General features: G+C 66.2%; 1 protein-coding gene. It reads left to right on the plus strand.

The window, feature by feature from the left end; translation table 11 throughout:
• On the plus strand, positions 1-863 hold an 863-nt coding region (locus tag HUA75_RS46015), incomplete at both ends, for a condensation domain-containing protein (protein WP_174490135.1).

Consider the following 863-nt stretch of genomic DNA (forward strand, 5'->3'; position numbering starts at 1 on the left):
CTCCATCTTCTCCGACGTCCTCGGCCTGGAGCGCGTCAGCATCCACGGCGACTTCTTCGAGTTGGGCGGCCACTCCCTCCTCGCCACTCAAGTCGTCTCTCGCATCCGCTCCACCTTCGACGTCGAGTTGCCTCTCGGTGAGCTCTTCTCTTCTCCCACCGTCGCTCTCCTCTCCGAGCGGCTCGACTTGCTCCACGGCTCCTCGTCTCGCCAGCCGGCCCTCGTCCCTGTCGACCGGGCCCAGCCGCTGCCTCTCTCATTCGCCCAGCAGCGCCTCTGGTTCCTCGACCAGCTCCAGCCCGGCGCTCCCACCTACAACATCCCCTGGGCGCTCAAGCTCACAGGCAACCTCAACGCGGACGCACTGCTCCAGTCCCTCAACGCGCTGATTCAGCGTCACGAGGCCCTGCGCACCCACTTCGCCATTCACCAGGGCCAGCCCGTCCAGCGCATCCTGCCCGACGTCCGCATAGCGCTGCCCGTCGTCGACCTGCGCGCCCTGGACTCCTCTGCTCGCGATTCCGAAGCCCAGCGGATCATGCGCGAGGAGGCTCTTCACTCCTTCGACCTGTCTCGTGGCCCCTTGGTGCACGCCACTCTCGTGCGCCTCACCAATGACGAGTTCCTCCTCCTCATCACCAATCACCACATCGTCTCCGACGGCTGGTCCATCGGCGTCATCGTCCGTGAACTCGCCGCCTTCTACCGTCAGTTCGCTGGGGGCGAGCCTGCCCAGCTTTCTCCGCTGCCCATCCAGTACGCCGACTTCTCCGTCTGGCAGCGCCAGTGGCTCCAGGGCGACGTCCTCTCTTCCGAAATCGCCTGGTGGCGCACCCAGCTTGCCGGTGCCTCCTCGTCCCTGG

Origin of the sequence: Myxococcus sp. CA040A, assembly GCF_013336725.1 — a bacterium.
GTDB lineage: Bacteria > Myxococcota > Myxococcia > Myxococcales > Myxococcaceae > Myxococcus > Myxococcus llanfairpwllgwyngyllgogerychwyrndrobwllllantysiliogogogochensis.